This is a genomic window from Stenotrophomonas sp. YJH_SMC_120 (genome assembly GCF_059368675.1).
Window position 1 is genome coordinate 261,906 of record NZ_JCAFRY010000004.1, and the last position, 17,601, is coordinate 279,506.

Here is a 17,601-nt window from a genome sequence, read left to right on the forward strand (position 1 = left end):
CCTCCTTCCGGGTCCGGACTCCCGCCGGGAGGCCGCCTTCAGGGGTACTGCTAGGCCGCTGATGATAGCGGCTGCACCGCGCTGGTGCAAGGTGCGGGCCCGGGGTCAGATCCCTTTCCCGCGGAAAAGGGAGCTGACCCCGATCACGCAGAAACGACGCAGCCACCCAAAGAAAAACGCCTTCGAAGCAGGACTTCGAAGGCGATCTCTTTACTTGGTAGCGGGGGCAGGATTTGAACCTGCGACCTTCGGGTTATGAGCCCGACGAGCTGCCAGACTGCTCCACCCCGCATCAGAAGCGGAATTATGAGCGTTGGCTCCAAAAAATGCAAGCTTTCCCTCATTCATCAAACCGGTTGGCGCCGATCTGAAGTTGGTAGCGGGGGCAGGATTTGAACCTGCGACCTTCGGGTTATGAGCCCGACGAGCTGCCAGACTGCTCCACCCCGCACCGGTAGTGTTTGAACTGCTGCCCTGCTCTCTTTCGAGGAGGGCGACCGCAACGATGTTCTGGCTGAACCGCTGCAGTGACAACTCAGGCTGCGCATATTACACGAATCGCGCAGCTTTGTGTCAACTTTTATGCAAGATGCGCAAATGCCTGCTGGCACCAGACCATGATCGGGTTCCAGGCCAGGCCCAGCGCCAGCAGCGCCAGCGCGTTCACGCCCAGCACCAGGCCCAGCACGCGGTCGTTGCTGCGCGGCATGGCCTCGCCCACCGGCTCATCGAAGTACATGACCTTGATGACGCGCAGGTAGTAGAAGCAGCCGACCACGGCACACAGCACGCCGAGGATGGCCAGCCACAGCAGGCCCCCGTTGACGGCCGCGCCCAGCACCGCCAGCTTGGTCCAGAAGCCCAGGAACGGCGGAATGCCGGCCAGCGACGCCATGATGCACAGCACCAGGCCGGCCATCCACGGGTTGCGGGCATTGAGGCCCTTGAAGTCCTCGATGTTCTCGGCTTCGAAACCGGCACGCGACAGCGCGATGATCGCGCCGAAGGCGGCGGTGGACATGATGGCGTAGGCCAGTGCGTAGAACAGCGCGGCGGCATAGCCCTGCGCGCCACCACCGGCGATGCCCATCAGCAGGAAGCCGATGTGCGAGACGGTGGAGAACGCCAGCATGCGCTTGAGGTTGCTCTGCGCGATGGCCATCAGGTTGCCGATGACCAGCGAGACCGCGGCCAGGCCGGCGATCAGCAGCTGCAGTTCAGTCGACAGCGGACCCACGCCCATTTCCAGCAGGCGGTAGGCCATGCCGAAGGCGGCCAGCTTCGGCGCCGAGCTGATGAACAGTGCGATCGGTGCCGGGGCACCCTGGTACACGTCCGGCAGCCACATGTGGAACGGTGCGGCGCCCAGCTTGAAGGCGACGCCGGCGATCATGAACACCGCACCGGTGATCAGCAGCACGCGCTCTTCCGAGTGCGGGATGGCGTCACGGATGACGTCCAGGTGCAGGCTGCCGGTGGCGCCGTAGATCAGCGACATGCCGTACAGCAGCAGGCCCGAGGCCAGCGAACCCAGCACGATGTACTTCATCGCTGCTTCCGAGGCCAGACCGTTCTCACGGTTGCTGGCAACCAGTGCGTAGGAGCACAGCGCCAGCAGCTCCAGGCCCAGGTAGACCATCAGCAGGCTGCCGGCCGAGACCAGGATCATCATGCCGGCGGTGCCGAACAGGATCAGCACCGGGATCTCGCCCTGGAACAGGTTGCGGTCACGCAGGTAGCGCCAGCCGTAGACCAGGGTCAGGCCGCTGAGCAGCACGATCCCGGTCTTCATCACGTCCGCGGCAGTATCGCGCACGAACATGCCATGGAAGACCTCGCCCTGCCCGCCCACGCCGGTGGCCAGCATGAACAGCACCACGGCCAGCGCAGCGAGCGAGAACAGGTGGGTGACGATCTTGTTCCGGTTGCTGACGAACAGGTCGAGGATCATCAGGGCGAAGGCGCTGCCGATCAGCACCAGCTCGGGAGCGAGCGGTGGCAGGTCAGCGGCGGTCAATGGCAGCAGCGGCGAGGTGGTCATCATCAAATCCTGGAATTACAGCAGCTTGCTGGATGCGATCTGCATCGCCAGCTTCGCGATCGAGGGCTCCATCAGGTCGGTCAGCGGCTTGGGGTAGATGCCCAGGGCCAGCACGCCGATGGCGAACACGCCCAGCACCAGCCATTCGCGGCCGTTGATGTCCTTCAGTTCGGCCACGTGGCTGTTGGCCACTTCGCCGAAGAAGATGCGCTTGTACAGCCACAGGGTGTAGGCGGCGCCGATGATCAGGGTGGTGGCCGCGCCCAGTGCGATCCACGGATTACGCTGGAAGGCCGACAGGATGACCATGAACTCGCCGACGAAACCGCTGGTGCCCGGCAGGCCCGCATTGGCCATGAAGAACAGCATGGCGAAGGTGGCGAACCACGGCATCACGTTGACCACGCCGCCGTAATCGGCGATGCGGCGGCTGTGCATGCGGTCGTACAGCACGCCGACACAGGAGAACATCGCACCGGACACGAAGCCGTGCGAGATCATCTGCACCATGGCGCCCTGCAGGCCCAGGCGGGCAGCATCGGCGTTGCCGGCTTCACGCACCAGCCACAGGGCGATGAAGGTGCCCAGGGTGACGAAGCCCATGTGCGCGATCGACGAATAGGCGATCAGCTTCTTCATGTCGTCCTGCACCAGGGCGACCAGGCCGACGTAGATCACCGCGATCAGCGACAGCGCGATCACCAGCCAGGCCCATTCCTGCGACGCGTCCGGGACGATCGGCAGGTTGAAGCGCAGGAAGCCGTAGCCACCGATCTTCAGGGCGATGGCGGCCAGGATCACCGAACCGGCGGTCGGCGCTTCCACGTGGGCGTCCGGCAGCCAGGTGTGGACCGGGAACATCGGCACCTTGACCGCGAAGGCGATCAGGAAGGCAAAGAAGATCCAGGTCTGTTCCTTGGCCGACAGCGGCAGCGCGTACAGGTCGGCCAGCTGGAAGCTGCCGCCCTTCATGTACAGGTAGATCAGCGCCACCAGCATCAGCACCGAGCCGAGGAAGGTGTACAGGAAGAACTTCAGTGCTGCGTAGATGCGGCGCGGGCCACCCCAGACACCGATGATCAGGAACATCGGGATCAGCATGGCTTCGAAGAACACGTAGAACAGCATCGCGTCCGTCGCGGCGAAGATGCCGACGGTGACGCCTTCCAGGATCAGGAAGGCCGCCACGTACTGGTTGACGCGCTTGTCGATGGCGCTCCAGGCGCCGATCAGGGCAAGCACGCTGACCAGGGTGGTCAGCAGGATCAGCGCCACGGCAATGCCGTCCACGCCCAGGTTGTAGCCGATCTTGTACGCCGGGATCCAGGCATGGGTCTCGACGAACTGCAGGCCGTCGATGCCCGCGTTGTAGCCGCCCAGCAGCGAGAGGCTTGCAACGAAGGTGAGCACCGCGACGCCCAGCGACGCCCAGCGGGCAGTCTGTGCATCACGGATCGCAAGGATCAGGGCGCCACCGATGATCGGCAGCCAGATGAGGACACTGAGTAGAGGCCAGTTCGACACGTCTTCTTATTCCGTACAGGTCATCAACGCAGGTAATGCATCAGCACGCCCAGCAGGGCAATCAGGCCGATGATCATCGCGAAGGCGTAGTGATAGAGGAAACCGGATTGGGTACGACGCAGCACGCCGGCTGCAACGTCCACAACACGTGCCGAAAGATTGACCACGCCGTCGACGATGTTGCTGTCGATCCAGCGCGAGACCTTGCCCAGCTTGACGCTGCCACCGGCAAAGCCATCGATCCACAGCTTGTCGAAGCCGTACTTGTTTTCCAGCACCGAGACGATCGGGGCGAAGGTCTTGCGCGCCTTGCCCGAGAGGTCCGGCTTCCACAGGTAGAACAGCGCAGCCAGCAGGAAGCCCGCCAGGGTCAGCCAGAACGGCGGCAGCATCATGCCGTGCAGCGCGAACGCCACCGGGCCATGGAACTCTTCACCCAGGAACGCGACGGTGTTCTTGGCCGGATCGTAGAAGTCGACGATGCCGGTGAAGAACGTCTGTGCCTGGCCCTTGATCGCCTCGTGCGCATGGTGGCCGGCCCAGTCGGTGCCGTGCAGCATCGGACCGATGCTGAAGAAACCAATGGCGATCGACGGGATGGCCAGCAGGATCAGCGGCAGGGTCACCACCCACGGGGTTTCATGCGGTTCATGCGGACCGTGGCCGTGGTCGTCATGGGCATCGCCATGGTGGGCATCGGCGGCGTGGTGATCGTCATGGCCGTGGCCATGATCGTCGTGCGCGTCGCGGAAACGCTCCTTGCCGTGGAAGGTCATGAACAGCAGACGGAAGCTGTAGAAGCTGGTCACCAGCACGCCACCCAGCACGGCCCAGTAGCCATAGGTGGCCACCCAGCTGTTCTGCATGTGGGCGTGGATCTCGGCCGCCTCGATGATGGTGTCCTTCGAGTAGAAGCCGGAGAAGAACGGCGTACCAACCAGGGCCAGCGTACCGATCCACATGGTGATGAAGGTGATCGGCATGTACTTGCGCAGGCCGCCCATCTTGCGCATGTCCTGCTCGTGGTGCATCGCGATGATGACCGAGCCGGCGCCCAGGAACAGCAGGGCCTTGAAGAAGGCGTGGGTCATCAGGTGGAACACGGCGGCCGAGTAGGCCGACACGCCCAGGGCGACGGTCATGTAGCCCAGCTGCGACAGCGTGGAGTACGCGACGACGCGCTTGATGTCGTTCTGCACGATGCCGATCAGGCCGGTGAAGAACGCGGTGGTGGCACCGATGAACAGCACGAAGTTCAGCGCCGTCTGCGACAGCTCGAACAGCGGCGACATGCGGGTGACCATGAAGATACCGGCGGTCACCATCGTCGCGGCGTGGATCAGTGCCGAGATCGGGGTCGGGCCTTCCATCGAGTCCGGCAGCCACACGTGCAGCGGGACCTGGGCCGACTTGCCCATGGCGCCGATGAACAGGCAGATGCAGATGACGGTGGCGATCGACCAGATCACCGGCTCGTTCAGCAGCTGCATGCCCAGGATCGTGCCGTCCCAGATCTGCAGCTGGGCGCGCGGGTCAGCCAGCATGCCGGCCTGCGAGAACACCTGCGAGTAGTCCAGGGTGCCGAACACCCACAGCACGCCAGCGATGCCCAGCAGGAAGCCGAAGTCACCGACGCGGTTGACCAGGAACGCCTTCATGTTGGCGAAGATCGCGGTCGGGCGCTTGAACCAGAAGCCGATCAGCAGGTACGACACCAGGCCCACCGCTTCCCAGCCGAAGAACAGCTGCAGGAAGTTGTTGCTCATCACCAGGGTGAGCATCGAGAAGGTGAACAGCGAGATGTAGCTGAAGAACCGCTGGTAGCCCGGGTCGTCCTGCATGTAGCCGATCGTGTAGATGTGGACCAGCAGCGACACGAAGGTCACCACCACCATCATCATCGCGGTCAGCTTGTCGACCATGAAGCCGACGTGCGCCGAATACTGGCCGACTTCGAAGAACGTGTAGATGTTCTGGTTGAACGGCTGCGCGCCGCCCCACATCAGCTGGTAGAACGTGTACATCGACAGGCCGCAGGCTACCGCGACGCCGAGGATGGTGATGGTCTGCGCGCCGAAGCGCTTGACCTGGCGACCGAACAGGCCGGCGATGATGCTGCCGAACAGCGGTGCAAGCACCACTGCGATCAACAGACTCTTGGAGAGAGTGATTTCCATCTGTGGATCAGCCCTTCAACGAATCGACTTCGCCGACATTGATCGTGCGGCGGGTACGGAACAGGGTCACCAGGATCGCCAGGCCGATGGCGGCTTCCGCGGCGGCGACGGTCAGGATGAAGAACACGAACAGCTGGCCGGACGGATCGCCCAGCTGACGCGAGAAGCCGACGAAATTGATGTTCACCGACAGCAGCATCAGCTCGATCGACATCAGCAGGACGATGACGTTCTTCCGGTTGAGGAAGATGCCGGCCAGGCTGATGGCGAACAGCACCGCGCCAAGCGCAAGCATGTGGCCAAGGGTAATCACGGCTGGGTCTCCTCGCCGGTGGCCGGCTTGCTGTTGCTGTGCACGACCGGTGCTTCGGCGCCCATCTTGACCATGCGCAGGCGCTGGCCGGCCTTGACCATGGTCTGCTCACCCGGGTTCTGGCTCTTCACGCCGGTACGGCGACGCAGGGTCAGCATCACGGCGGCGACCACGGCCACGGTCAGGATGACGGCGGCGAACTCGAACGGCAGCAGGTATTCGGTGAACAGCGTGCGCGCCAGCCAGGTGACGTTGGAGCTGTCGGCAGCGACCGCAGCGGCGTTGTCGGCCGGGAACGGAGCGACCGCCCTGCCCTTCACGCCGATCAGGATCAGCATCTGCACCAGCATCGCCACTGCCACGATCAGGCCGACCGGCAGGTAACGCACCCAGCCTTCACGCATCTTGCTGGGGTCGATGTCCAGCATCATCACCACGAACAGGAACAGCACCATCACCGCGCCGACGTAGACCAGCACCAGCGCCACGCCGAGGAACTCGGCGCCCACCAGCAGCCACACGCAGGCAATGGAGAAGAAGGTCAGCACCAGGCACAGCACTGCATGCACCGGGTTGCGCACGCTGATCACCGCACCGGCCGAAACCGTTGCCGCGATGGCGAACACCCAGAAAGCGATATTTACCCAATCCATCTCTCGACCTCAGCGGTAAGCGGCATCGGCGGCACGACGCTCGGCGATCTCGTTTTCGAGACGATCGCCAAGGGCCAGCAGCTGCGGCTTGGTAACGATGTTTTCGCCACGGTTCTCGAAGTGGTACTCGAGGATGTGGGTTTCGACGATCGAGTCCACCGGGCAGCTTTCTTCGCAGAAGCCGCAGAAGATGCACTTGAACAGGTCGATGTCGTAGCGGGTGGTGCGGCGGGTGCCGTCCTCGCGCTTGGCCGAATCGATGGTGATGGCCAGGGCCGGGCACACCGCTTCGCACAGCTTGCAGGCAATGCAGCGCTCTTCGCCGTTAGGGTAGCGGCGCAGCGCGTGCAGGCCACGGAAGCGCGGCGACTGCGGGAACTTCTCCATCGGGTACATCATCGTGTACTTCGGCTTGAAGCTGTACTTCAGCGTCAGCCAGAGGCCCGCCAGCAGTTCGAGCAGCAGCAGGCTCTTGAAGTAATGGGTAATCCTGTTCATCACTTTAGACGCCCTTTTGAATCACGCCGAAGAACACCATGACGGCGGTAACCGCGATCCACAGAATGGCCAGCGGGATGAAGACCTTCCAGCCCAGGCGCATGATCTGGTCGTAGCGGAAGCGCGGGAAGCTGGCACGGAACCAGATGTAGGCACTGGCGAAGAAGAACACCTTGACGAACAGCCACGGTGCGCCGCCCTTCCAGATCCAGTCGACCAGCGGCGAGACATCGCCGAAGTTGACCCAGCCCTGGACCGGGCTCAGCCAGCCGCCGAGGAAGAAGATCGAGATCAGGAAGCTGATCAGGATCATGTTCGCGTATTCGGCCAGGAAGAACAGCGCGAAGGCACCGCCGGAGTATTCGACCATGTGGCCGGCGACGATTTCCGATTCGCCTTCCACCACGTCGAACGGCGCGCGGTTGGTTTCAGCCACGCCCGACACCCAGTAGATGACGAACAGCGGGAACAGCGGCAGCAGGAACCAGTCGAAGAAGCCGGAGCTGCCGGCCTGCGCCATCACGATATTGCTCAGGTTCAGGCTGCCAGCGGCGATCATCACGCCGACCAAGGCGAAGCCCATGGCGATTTCGTAGCTGATCATCTGCGCCGAGGCGCGCATGGCACCCAGGAACGCGTACTTCGAGTTGGACGCCCAACCGGCCAGGATGATGCCGTAGATGCCCAGCGAGGTCATCGCCAGCAGGTACAGCAGGCCGGCGTTGGCATTGGACAGCACGATCTGCGAATCGAAGGGGACCACCGACCAGGCCGCGAAGGCCGGGGCCAGGGTGATCAGCGGGGCCAGCAGGTAGATCGCCTTGTTGGCGCTGCTCGGCTGGACCACTTCCTTGAACAGCAGCTTGAAGACGTCGGCAAAGGCCTGGAAGATGCCCATGCCCACGTACATCGGGCCGTGGCGGACGTGCATCCAGCCGATCAGCTTGCGTTCCCAGACCACGTAGAAGGCCACTGAGATGATTACCGGAACGGTGATCACCAGGATCTTCAGGATGATCCAGATCAGCGCGCCGATGTCACCGAGGCCAAGCAGCCACTGGTGCAGCGGGTCGACCGCGTTCAACAGCAATTCGTTCATGCAGCCACCACCGTTACGCGAGCGGCACCCAGCGGCGCGGTCGCGCCGTGGCCCGATTCAATCCAGACCGAACCCGCAGCGACGCGGGCGTCGACCACCACCGGCAGGGTGGCCTTGCCGGCATCGGTGCCGACCTTGGCCATCTGCCCTTCCTGCAGCTGCAGGCGAGCGGCATCTTCAGCGTTCAGCACGATGCGCGGGGCGTTGTTGAGCGGATGCGACTGCAGCGCCGGGGCGCGACGGACCACCGCATCGGTGCGGTAGATCGCGGCGGTCGAAGCCACTTCCAGGCCTTCGCCGGCAACCACCGGCTGCGCCGAAGCGGCAACGGTGACCGACACCGGGGCCAGGCTGGCACGCAGGCCGGCAAGGTCGGTGAAGTCGAAACCGGTCAGCGCCATGTCGCCGCCCAGGGCGCGCAGCACGCGCCAGCCTTCACGGGCCTCGCCCGGCAGCTTGCCGCCGGCACGGGCCGACTGCTCGCGACCATCGAGGTTGGTCAGGGTGGCGTCGATTTCCGGCAGCGCACCGATCGGCAGGATCACGTCGGCGACGTCGCGGGTCGAGGCACAGGCGAACTGGCTGAAGGCCACCACCTGGGCACCGGCCAGCGCCTTGCGCGCGGCAGGTGCATCGGCGAAATCCAGGCCCGGCTCCAGGCCGTACACCACGTAGGCCTGGCGCGGCTGCGCCAGCATCGCGGCGACGTCCTTGCCGGCCGGCAGCACGCCGGCGCGGGTCAGGCCCACGGCGTTGGCGCCCTGCGGGATGCGGCACAGCTTGGCACCGGTGGCGGCGGCGAAGTCACGCGCGGCGGCGCGGATGGCGGCAGCCTGCGGGTGGTTTTCGGCGATGCCACCGACGATCAGCACGGTGTTGTTGCCGCCCTGCACCGCCGAACGCAGCTCGGCGTTGGCCAGCGCGTCGACGAACTTCGACGGTGCAACGATCTGCTTGCCGGCAATACTGAAGGCGAAGTCGAAGTCGACCGGATTGACGACGTGGATCTTCGCGCCCTTGGTGGTCTGCGCCTTGCGCAGGCGGGCGTGCAGCAGCGGCAGTTCGTGGCGGATGTTGCTGCCCAGAACGACGATGCGATCGGCACCTTCGATTTCGGCCAGCGGCAGGCCGAACACTTCGGCGGTTGCAGCGTCGGAGAAATCACGGTTGTTGATGCGGTGGTCGATATTGCTCGAGCCCAGGCCCTTGGCCAGGCGGGCCAGCAGCGCGCCTTCCTCGTTCGAGGTGGACGGATGCACCAGCACGCCCAGGTTGTCGCCCTGGTTGGCCTTGAGGATCTCGGCGGCCGCGGCCAGGCCTTCGGCCCAGCTCACTTCCTTCCACTCGCCATTGACCTTGCGCAGCGGCTTGACCGCACGGTCTTCGCTGTACAGGCCCTGGTGCGAGTAGCGGTCACGGTCGGACAGCCAGCACTCGTTCACCGCTTCGTTGTCGCGCGGCACGGTGCGCAGCACTTCGCCGCGACGCACGTGCAGGAACAGGTTCGAACCCATCGCGTCGTGGTAGCCCAGCGATTCGCGCGCGGTCAGTTCCCACGGGCGGGCGCGGAACTGGAACACCTTGTTGGTCAGTGCGCCGACCGGGCAGACGTCGACGACATTGCCGGACAGTTCGGTGGTCAGCGGCTTGCCGTCGAAGGTACCGATCTGCAGGTTCTCACCGCGGTACATGCCACCCAGTTCGTAGGTACCGGCGACGTCGGCGGTGAAGCGGACGCAGCGGGTGCACTGGATGCAGCGGGTCATCTCGGTGGCGACCAGCGGGCCCATGTCCTCGTCCGGGACCACGCGCTTGCGCTCGTTGAAGCGGCTGACCGAACGGCCATAGCCCAGCGAGACGTCCTGCAGTTCGCACTCGCCGCCTTGGTCGCAGATCGGGCAGTCCAGCGGGTGGTTGATGAGCAGGAACTCCATCACCGAGCGCTGGAACTTCAGTGCCTTCTCGCTGCGGGTGGCGACCTTCATGCCATCCATCACCGGAGTGGCGCAGGCCGGCGCCGGCTTCGGCGACTTTTCCACGTCCACCAGGCACATGCGGCAGTTGGCGGCGATCGGCAGCTTCTCGTGGTAGCAGAAGCGCGGAATCGAAATGCCGGCCTTGTCGGCCGCCTGGATGATCATCGAACCCTTGGGCACGACCAGGGACTTGCCATCGATTTCGATGGTCACGTGATCCGGTGGCACGTTCGGGTTTACGGGTTGCGCGCTCATGCGGCGGCTGCCTCCACCTTCTTGCCGTCAACCATCGAATGACCGTTGACGATGTAGTACTCGAATTCGTCCCAGAACTGGCGCAGGAAGCCCTGGATGGGCCATGCAGCCGCTTCACCGAACGCACAGATGGTGTGGCCTTCGATCTGGCCGGCCACCGCCTTCAGCTGGTGCAGGTCTTCCATCGTGGCCTTGCCGGCGACGATGCGCTCCAGCACGCGGTGCATCCAGCCGGTGCCCTCGCGGCACGGGGTGCACTGGCCACAGGATTCCTTGTGGAAGAACTGGCTGATACGGCAGGCGAACTTGACGCAGCAGACGCTGTCGTCCAGCACCACGATCGCACCCGAACCCAGGCCGGAGCCCAGCGCGCGGATGGTGTCGTAGTCCATCGGCAGGTCCTTCAGCTCGGCCGCGGTCAGCACCGGCATCGACACGCCGCCCGGGATCGCGCCCTTCAGCGTGCGGCCCGGACGCAGGCCACCGGCCATTTCCAGCAGGTCGTGGAATTTGGTGCCGAGCGGCACTTCGAAGTTGCCGCCATTCTGCACGCAGCCGGACACCGAGAAGCACTTAGGACCGCCGTTGGCGGTCAGGCTCAGGCCCTTGAACCACTCCGGACCGTTGCGGATGATCGCCGGCACCGAACCATAGGTTTCGGTGTTGTTGATCGTCGACGGCTTGCCATACAGGCCGAAATTGGCCGGGAACGGCGGCTTGTAGCGCGGCTGGCCCTTCTTGCCCTCCAGCGATTCCATCAGCGCGGTTTCTTCGCCGCAGATGTACGCGCCGGCGCCCAGCGCGCCGTAGATGTCGATGTCCACGCCACTGCCGAGGATGTTCTTGCCCAGCCAGCCGTTCGCATAGGCGTCGGCCAAGGCCTGCTCGAAGTGCTCGAACGGCTCGTGGTGGAACTCACCGCGCAGGTAGTTGTAACCCACGGTCGAACCGGTGGCGTAGCAGGCGATCGCCATGCCTTCCACCACCGAATGCGGGTTGTAGCGCAGGATGTCGCGGTCCTTGCAGGTGCCCGGCTCGGATTCGTCCGAGTTGCAGAGGATGTACTTCTGCATGTTGCCCTTGGGCATGAAGGACCACTTCAGGCCGGTCGGGAAGCCTGCGCCACCGCGGCCGCGCAGGCCCGAGGCCTTGACCATCTCGATGACCTGCTCCGGCGGGATCTTCTCTTCGAGGATCTTGCGCAGGGCGGCGTAGCCACCGGTCTTCAGGTAGCTTTCGTACGACCACGGGGTGTCGTAATGCAGGGTGGTGTAGACCACCTGGTGCGGCAGCGGCGCGGGACCGACCGGACCCTTGGATTCGTGGTGATGTGCCATGCCCTTACTCCAGCCCGTCCAGCAGCTCGTCGACCTTTTCCAGGGTCAGACGCTCATGGTAGTGACCGTTGATGACCATCATCGGCGCGCCACCGCAGCCGGCCAGGCACTCTTCCTCGCGCTTGAGGTAGACGCGGCCGTCCGGGGTCGATTCACCGTGCTTGATGCCCAGCTTCTTCTCGCAATGGCGGACGATGTCCTCGGCGCCATTGAGCCAGCAGCTGATGTTGGTGCAGATGGCCACGTTGTTGCGGCCCACCTTCTCGGTCTCGAACATCGAGTAGAAGCTGGCGACCTCGTAGGCCCACACCGGCGGCAGGTCGAGGTACTTGGCCACGCCGGCGATCAGCTCGTCGGTCAGCCAGCCCTGGTTCTGCTCTTGGGCCGCATGCAGGCCCTGCAGCACGGCAGAGCGCTTGCGGTCCGGCGGGAACTTGGACAGCCAGTGATCGATGTGAGCGCGGGTCTTGTCGCTCAGCACCACCATCGGGTCGACGTCGCGCGCCGCCTCGAAATTACCTGTCGCCTTCATCGGCCGACCTCAGCGAAATGCATAACGTGAAATTCCAGAAACTGCGGCGCCGGCTTGCGCCGGCTGCCTGCAGCGGGCGTTGGCGTGGCGGACGGCATTACCGGTCAACCTCGCCGAACACCAGGTCGTAGGTACCGATCATCGCCACCACGTCGGCCAGCATGTGGCCGCGCACGACCGAATCGATCGAGGACAGGTGGGCGAAGCCCGGCGCACGCAGGTGCACGCGGAACGGCTTGTTGGCGCCATCGGAGACCAGGTAGCAGCCGAACTCGCCCTTCGGGGCTTCCACCGCCGAGTAGGTCTCGCCGGCCGGCACGCAGTAGCCTTCGCTGAACAGCTTGAAGTGGTGGATCAGCGCTTCCATGTCGTCCTTCATGTCCTCGCGCCTGGGCGGAGCGACCTTGAAGTTCTTGACCATGACCGGGCCGGGGTTGGCCTTCAGCCATGCCACGCATTGCTTGATGATGCGGTTGGACTCGCGCATTTCGGCAACGCGGACCAGGTAGCGGTCGTAGCAGTCGCCTTCCTTGCCCAGCGGGATGTCGAAATCGACGGCATCGTACTTGGCGTACGGGCGCTTCTTGCGCAGGTCCCAGGCGACGCCCGAGCCACGCAGCATCACGCCGGTCATGCCCCACTGGTGCGCCAGTTCCGGTGTCACCACGCCGATGCCGACGGTACGCTGCTTCCAGATACGGTTGTCGGTCAGCAGGGTTTCGTATTCGTCGATGCGCTTGGGGAACTCGACGGTGAAGTTCTCCAGGAAGTCCAGCAGCGAGCCCTCGCGCGAAGCATTGAGCTGCTTCAGCGCCTTGCCCTTGTGCCAGCGCGACTCCTTGTACTTTGGCATGTGGTCCGGCAGGTCGCGGTAGACACCGCCCGGACGGTAGTACGCCGCGTGCATGCGTGCGCCGGAGACTGCTTCATAGCAGTCCATCAGCTCTTCGCGCTCGCGGAAGGCGTACAGCATCACCGCCATCGCACCCAGGTCGAGCGCGTTGGAGCCCAGCCACATCAGGTGGTTGAGGATGCGGGTGATCTCGTCGTACATGGTGCGGATGTACTGCGCACGCTCCGGCGCCTCGATGCCCATCAGGGTCTCGATCGCGCGCACGTAGGCGTGCTCGTTGCACATCATCGACACGTAATCCAGGCGATCCATGTAACCGATCGACTGGTTGAACGGCTTGGACTCGGCCAGCTTTTCGGTACCACGGTGCAGCAGACCCACGTGCGGGTCGGCGCGCATGATGGTTTCGCCGTCCATTTCCAGGATCAGGCGCAACACACCGTGAGCGGCCGGATGCTGCGGGCCGAAGTTCATGGTGTAGTTGCGGATTTCCTGCCGGCTTTCAGCGGCGTTGCTGGCGAATGCTTCGCCGGCCTGGTGTACGTGGCTCACTTCACTGCCTCCTGCGCGCGCTCACCTTCTGCGGTCTGCAGACGGGCGTCATCGCGGATCACGCGCGGCACGCCGACACGCGGCTCCACCGAGGTGACCGGTTCGTAGATCACGCGCTTCTTTTCTTCGTCGTAGCGGACTTCGACATTGCCGATCAGCGGGAAGTCCTTGCGGAACGGATGGCCGACGAAACCGTAGTCGGTCAGGATCCGGCGCAGGTCCGGGTGGCCTTCGAAGATCACGCCGTACAGGTCGAACGCTTCGCGCTCGAACCAGTTCAGGCCCGGCCAGATGCCGGTCAGCGAGGACACCACCGGCAGTGCTTCGTCAGGGGCGAAGCAGCGCAGGTGCATCATCAGGTTGTGCTGGTATGAGCGCAGCTGGGCGACCACGGCGAAACGCTGGGTCGGCATGTGCTGCGGGCGGGCACCGTCGGCACCGTTCTCCTCGGTGGGGAACTCACCCCACGCGAAACGGCCCTGGGCCTTGCCTTCGACGCCACGGCTGAAGCCCTGCGAGGACACGTCGGCGGTGTCCCATTCGTCGGAGCCATAACCCAGGTAATCGACGCCGCAGAGATCCACGGCCTGCTCGAAACCAAACTCGTCACGCAGCGCCAGGGCGGTGGCGTGCCACTCGGCGGCAGGCACTTCCAGCGTCACTTCGCCGCGGGGTTCGACCACGATGACCTTCGCACCAGCGAAACGTGCGGAGAGTCGGTCGATGAAGGATGCTTGCTCTGCCATGGGGGCTTGGCGCGCTCTTGTCAGGTGAAGGGGTCAGCGGGCGATGGTCTGTGTACGCCAGATCTTCTTCTGCAGCTGCAGGATCCCGTACACCAGCGCCTCGGCGGTCGGCGGGCAACCCGGGACGTAGACGTCCACCGGCACCACGCGATCACAGCCGCGCACGACAGAATAGGAGTAGTGGTAATAGCCGCCACCATTGGCGCAGCTACCCATCGAGATGACCCACTTCGGGTCCGGCATCTGGTCGTAGACCTTGCGCAGCGCCGGGGCCATCTTGTTGACCAGGGTACCGGCCACGATCATCACGTCGGACTGGCGCGGCGACGGGCGGAACACCACGCCGTAGCGGTCAAGGTCCAGGCGCGCGGCGCCGGCGTGCATCATCTCGACCGCGCAGCAGGCCAGACCGAAGGTCATCGGCCACATCGAGCCGGTGCGCGCCCAGTTCAGCAGTGCATCGACGCTGGTGGTGACGAAGCCCTTTTCCAGCAGCGGGTTGTCGCCTTCCGGCCGCAGGATGTCATCAACCCGGCCTTCCGGCGTGGGGTTGTTCATGAGGCCATCGAGAGTCTGAATCACTCCCATTCCAGCGCTCCCTTCTTCCAGACGTAAATGAAACCGAGGAACAGCATGCCGACGAACAGACCCATGGTGACGAGCGAACGCGCGCCCAGCTCCATGAAGACCTGGGTCCACGGCACGATGAAGATGATTTCCAGGTCGAAGACGATGAACTGGATCGCGATCAGGTAGTAGCGCACGTCGAACTTCATGCGCGCGTCTTCGAAGGCCTCGAAGCCGCACTCGTACGGCGACAGCTTTTCCAGATCGGGGCGGCGGGGACCGAGGAATCGACCAACCAGCATCAGCGTAATGCCGATACCGGTGGCAACGATCAGAAACAGCAGAGACGGCAAATATTCGGCCAGCACAGCGATTCTCTCTTGCCTCTGCCGCTGCGCCTGCAGGCGCTTTGGCATGGGGGAGTGGACGGGAATCTACCTGGCGCTTTGCGCGCCAGGTGAACCCGCTTTACTTACAAATGGTGCCCAAGAGGGGACTCGAACCCCTACGACCTAAGTCGCTACCACCTCAAGGTAGTGCGTCTACCAATTCCGCCACCTGGGCAAACGATCACATCAGACTATCTTCCCGATGCGCCGCGTATTGTAACCGGCTTCAGTGTTTCTGGGAGCCTTCCGAAGGCTTTTCTTCACCAGAAACCGAAGATTCCGCCTGAGCCGGCACATTCGCGGCCGGAACCGGGGCGGCCGGGACCGCATCAGCCTTCGGAACGGCCGGCAATTCGCCTGCCGGAGCCGCCGGAGCGACCGCCGCCGGAGCGGACATCAAGCCCAGATCCTGGTCGGCCGCCGGACGACTGCCATGACCGGCATACCAGGCCATGAAGAGGCTGATGCCGAAGAACACGACGGCCAGCCACTTGGTCGACTTGGACAGGAAGTTCGAGGCGCCACGCGCACCGAACACCGTACCCGAGGCGCCGGCACCAAAGCCCGAACCCGCCGCCGCACCCGAGCCACGCTGCATCAGGATCAGCGCGATCATGGCCACAGCGACCAGCACGTAGACGACATTGAGGATCAACATCAGCATTGGAAACCGCCCTCGGACAATACTTCTAGGATTAGTTCGCGGCCGCCGCCCTTGCGATGGCCAGGAAGTCCGCGGCCACCAGGGAGGCGCCGCCGACCAGCCCACCATCGACATCCGGCTGCGCGAACAGTTCCCCGGCATTGTCGGGCTTCACGCTACCGCCGTAAACAATGGGCAGTGAATCAGCGATTCTAGCATCGATACGCGCGACTTGGCCACGGATGAACGCGTGCACCTGCTGTGCCTGCTCCTTGGTGGCGGTACGGCCGGTACCGATGGCCCAGACCGGCTCATAGGCGACCACGGCCCGGGCGAAACCGGCCGCGCCGACCAGCTCCAGCACCGGTGCCAGCTGGCTGGCGATGACCGCTTCGGTCTGCCCGGCCTCGCGCTGTTCCAGGGTCTCGCCCACGCACAGCACCGGCACCAGGCCGGCGTGCTGGGCGGCGGCGAACTTGCGCGCGACCAGCTCGCTGCTCTCGTGGTGGTACTGGCGGCGCTCGGAATGGCCGACCAGGCCATAGCGGGCCCCGACCTCGACCAGCATGGCCGCGCAGACCTCGCCGGTGTAGGCGCCCTTCTCGTTGCTGCTCACGTCCTGCGCGCCAAAGGCCAGGCCGGTCTCGCCGAAGTCCTCGACCAGCTCCCCCAGGTACGGCAGCGGCGGCAGGATCACCACGTCCACCCCCTCCAGCGGCAGCCCGGCAGCCACCTGCCCCAGCAGTTCATTGGCGAATTGACGGCTGCCATGCAGCTTCCAGTTTCCGGCGACGATCTTGCGGCGCATGAGCGGGTGGCTCCTGTATGAAGTCAGCCGGTCATGATACCTGCTGCGGCAAAAATCCGTTTCCTTGTAAGCGGTTACATGGATTTTCAGCCAACGGCGCAGCCCCCCGTGGCGGGGGGCGGGTTCGGTCGCGTATCACGGGTTGGATTGGTGAGCTTGGCCGGGCGGGTGGGGATGCCGGGGGTCGCCGTAAACCCGTCCCTGAGGGCTTGGCCGCGGCATCCATGCCGCGGACACCCCCGCCATCCCCACCCGCCCGGCCTCTGACACAGTCCGGCGGTTCCGCCCGCCACGGAAAGAAAAAAGAAGAGCAAGAGCAAAGGCAAAAGCTGCATTCCGGGTTGCTGCTGGCTGGACCAACCCCTACCCCACTTCGAACAGAGATATCTCATCCACGCATGGCGTGGATCTACCGCGTCGACCAAGGTCGACACCCACCGGGAATCGCGATTTACCCACCGTCACCGGGAAACTGTCGAAGGCGGGGAGGTGTGGGTTGGCAGGACCGTTGGCGCCATGGATGGCGCCATCGAGCCCCCAGGGGTGAGGGCGCTTTGCTTGCGAAGCACTGCTTCGCAAGCGCCCGAACGCACAGCCGCCAGCGGCTGGGCCGGTCTGGGGGTTCACGGCGTGTCCTG

At 64.4% G+C, this 17,601-nt stretch carries 16 protein-coding genes and 3 tRNA genes; all 19 read right to left on the reverse strand.

Annotated features, from left to right (window positions below; genetic code table 11):
• Positions 1-215: 215 nt before the first annotated feature.
• Positions 216-292: transfer RNA gene (locus AC5P60_RS08600), tRNA-Met, on the reverse strand.
• An 82-nt stretch (positions 293-374) separates the two neighbouring features.
• Positions 375-451 (reverse strand) — tRNA-Met (locus AC5P60_RS08605).
• Between the two features lie 129 nt (positions 452-580).
• Positions 581-2,041 (reverse strand): NADH-quinone oxidoreductase subunit NuoN, encoded by a 1,461-nt coding sequence (gene nuoN, locus AC5P60_RS08610; RefSeq protein WP_005410451.1) that lies wholly within the window; start codon positions 2,039-2,041, stop codon positions 581-583.
• A 15-nt stretch (positions 2,042-2,056) separates the two neighbouring features.
• Positions 2,057-3,565: an NADH-quinone oxidoreductase subunit M gene (locus AC5P60_RS08615; RefSeq protein ID WP_033835600.1), complete on the reverse strand. Its 1,509-nt coding sequence runs from the start codon at positions 3,563-3,565 to the stop codon at positions 2,057-2,059.
• 23 nt (positions 3,566-3,588) lie between these two features.
• Positions 3,589-5,742 (reverse strand): NADH-quinone oxidoreductase subunit L, encoded by a 2,154-nt coding sequence (nuoL, locus tag AC5P60_RS08620; RefSeq protein ID WP_111108821.1) that lies wholly within the window; start codon positions 5,740-5,742, stop codon positions 3,589-3,591.
• Positions 5,743-5,749: 7 nt separating this feature from the next.
• Positions 5,750-6,055 carry an NADH-quinone oxidoreductase subunit NuoK gene (nuoK, locus tag AC5P60_RS08625; RefSeq protein WP_005410454.1) on the reverse strand — a complete coding sequence of 102 codons (306 nt, stop codon included), beginning with the start codon at positions 6,053-6,055 and terminating at the stop codon, positions 5,750-5,752.
• Complete coding sequence (locus AC5P60_RS08630; RefSeq protein ID WP_033835602.1) at positions 6,052-6,708, reverse strand: NADH-quinone oxidoreductase subunit J; 657 nt, start codon at positions 6,706-6,708, stop codon at positions 6,052-6,054. The genes nuoK and AC5P60_RS08630 overlap by 4 nt, the downstream gene beginning before the upstream one ends.
• A gap of 9 nt (positions 6,709-6,717) precedes the next feature.
• Positions 6,718-7,206: an NADH-quinone oxidoreductase subunit NuoI gene (gene nuoI / locus AC5P60_RS08635; RefSeq protein WP_005410456.1), complete on the reverse strand. Its 489-nt coding sequence runs from the start codon at positions 7,204-7,206 to the stop codon at positions 6,718-6,720.
• A gap of 4 nt (positions 7,207-7,210) precedes the next feature.
• Positions 7,211-8,305: an NADH-quinone oxidoreductase subunit NuoH gene (gene nuoH, locus AC5P60_RS08640; RefSeq protein WP_005410457.1), complete on the reverse strand. Its 1,095-nt coding sequence runs from the start codon at positions 8,303-8,305 to the stop codon at positions 7,211-7,213.
• Positions 8,302-10,536, reverse strand: coding sequence for an NADH-quinone oxidoreductase subunit NuoG (nuoG, locus tag AC5P60_RS08645; protein WP_049453191.1), 2,235 nt, complete (start codon positions 10,534-10,536; stop codon positions 8,302-8,304). The genes nuoH and nuoG overlap by 4 nt, the downstream gene beginning before the upstream one ends.
• Positions 10,533-11,873, reverse strand: a complete 1,341-nt coding sequence (nuoF, locus tag AC5P60_RS08650) for an NADH-quinone oxidoreductase subunit NuoF (RefSeq protein ID WP_010486436.1) — start codon at positions 11,871-11,873, stop codon at positions 10,533-10,535. The genes nuoG and nuoF overlap by 4 nt, the downstream gene beginning before the upstream one ends.
• Before the next feature lie 4 nt (positions 11,874-11,877).
• Complete coding sequence (nuoE, locus tag AC5P60_RS08655) at positions 11,878-12,405, reverse strand: NADH-quinone oxidoreductase subunit NuoE (protein ID WP_005410460.1); 528 nt, start codon at positions 12,403-12,405, stop codon at positions 11,878-11,880.
• Positions 12,406-12,502: 97 nt separating this feature from the next.
• Positions 12,503-13,810 (reverse strand): NADH-quinone oxidoreductase subunit D, encoded by a 1,308-nt coding sequence (locus AC5P60_RS08660; RefSeq protein ID WP_033835604.1) that lies wholly within the window; start codon positions 13,808-13,810, stop codon positions 12,503-12,505.
• Positions 13,807-14,556, reverse strand: a complete 750-nt coding sequence (locus tag AC5P60_RS08665; RefSeq protein WP_005410462.1) for an NADH-quinone oxidoreductase subunit C — start codon at positions 14,554-14,556, stop codon at positions 13,807-13,809. Before AC5P60_RS08665 ends, AC5P60_RS08660 begins: the two co-directional genes overlap by 4 nt.
• Positions 14,557-14,589: 33 nt before the next feature.
• Positions 14,590-15,144 carry a NuoB/complex I 20 kDa subunit family protein gene (locus AC5P60_RS08670; RefSeq protein ID WP_005410463.1) on the reverse strand — a complete coding sequence of 185 codons (555 nt, stop codon included), beginning with the start codon at positions 15,142-15,144 and terminating at the stop codon, positions 14,590-14,592.
• Positions 15,135-15,491, reverse strand: a complete 357-nt coding sequence (locus AC5P60_RS08675) for an NADH-quinone oxidoreductase subunit A (protein WP_005414075.1) — start codon at positions 15,489-15,491, stop codon at positions 15,135-15,137. Before AC5P60_RS08675 ends, AC5P60_RS08670 begins: the two co-directional genes overlap by 10 nt.
• 111 nt (positions 15,492-15,602) lie before the next feature.
• A tRNA-Leu gene (locus tag AC5P60_RS08680) sits at positions 15,603-15,687 on the reverse strand.
• A gap of 51 nt (positions 15,688-15,738) precedes the next feature.
• Positions 15,739-16,176: a preprotein translocase subunit SecG gene (gene secG, locus AC5P60_RS08685; RefSeq protein WP_005410465.1), complete on the reverse strand. Its 438-nt coding sequence runs from the start codon at positions 16,174-16,176 to the stop codon at positions 15,739-15,741.
• Between the two features lie 31 nt (positions 16,177-16,207).
• Entirely contained in the window at positions 16,208-16,963 is a 756-nt protein-coding gene (gene tpiA / locus AC5P60_RS08690) for a triose-phosphate isomerase (RefSeq protein ID WP_033835605.1), read from the reverse strand.
• Positions 16,964-17,601 lie beyond the last annotated feature (638 nt).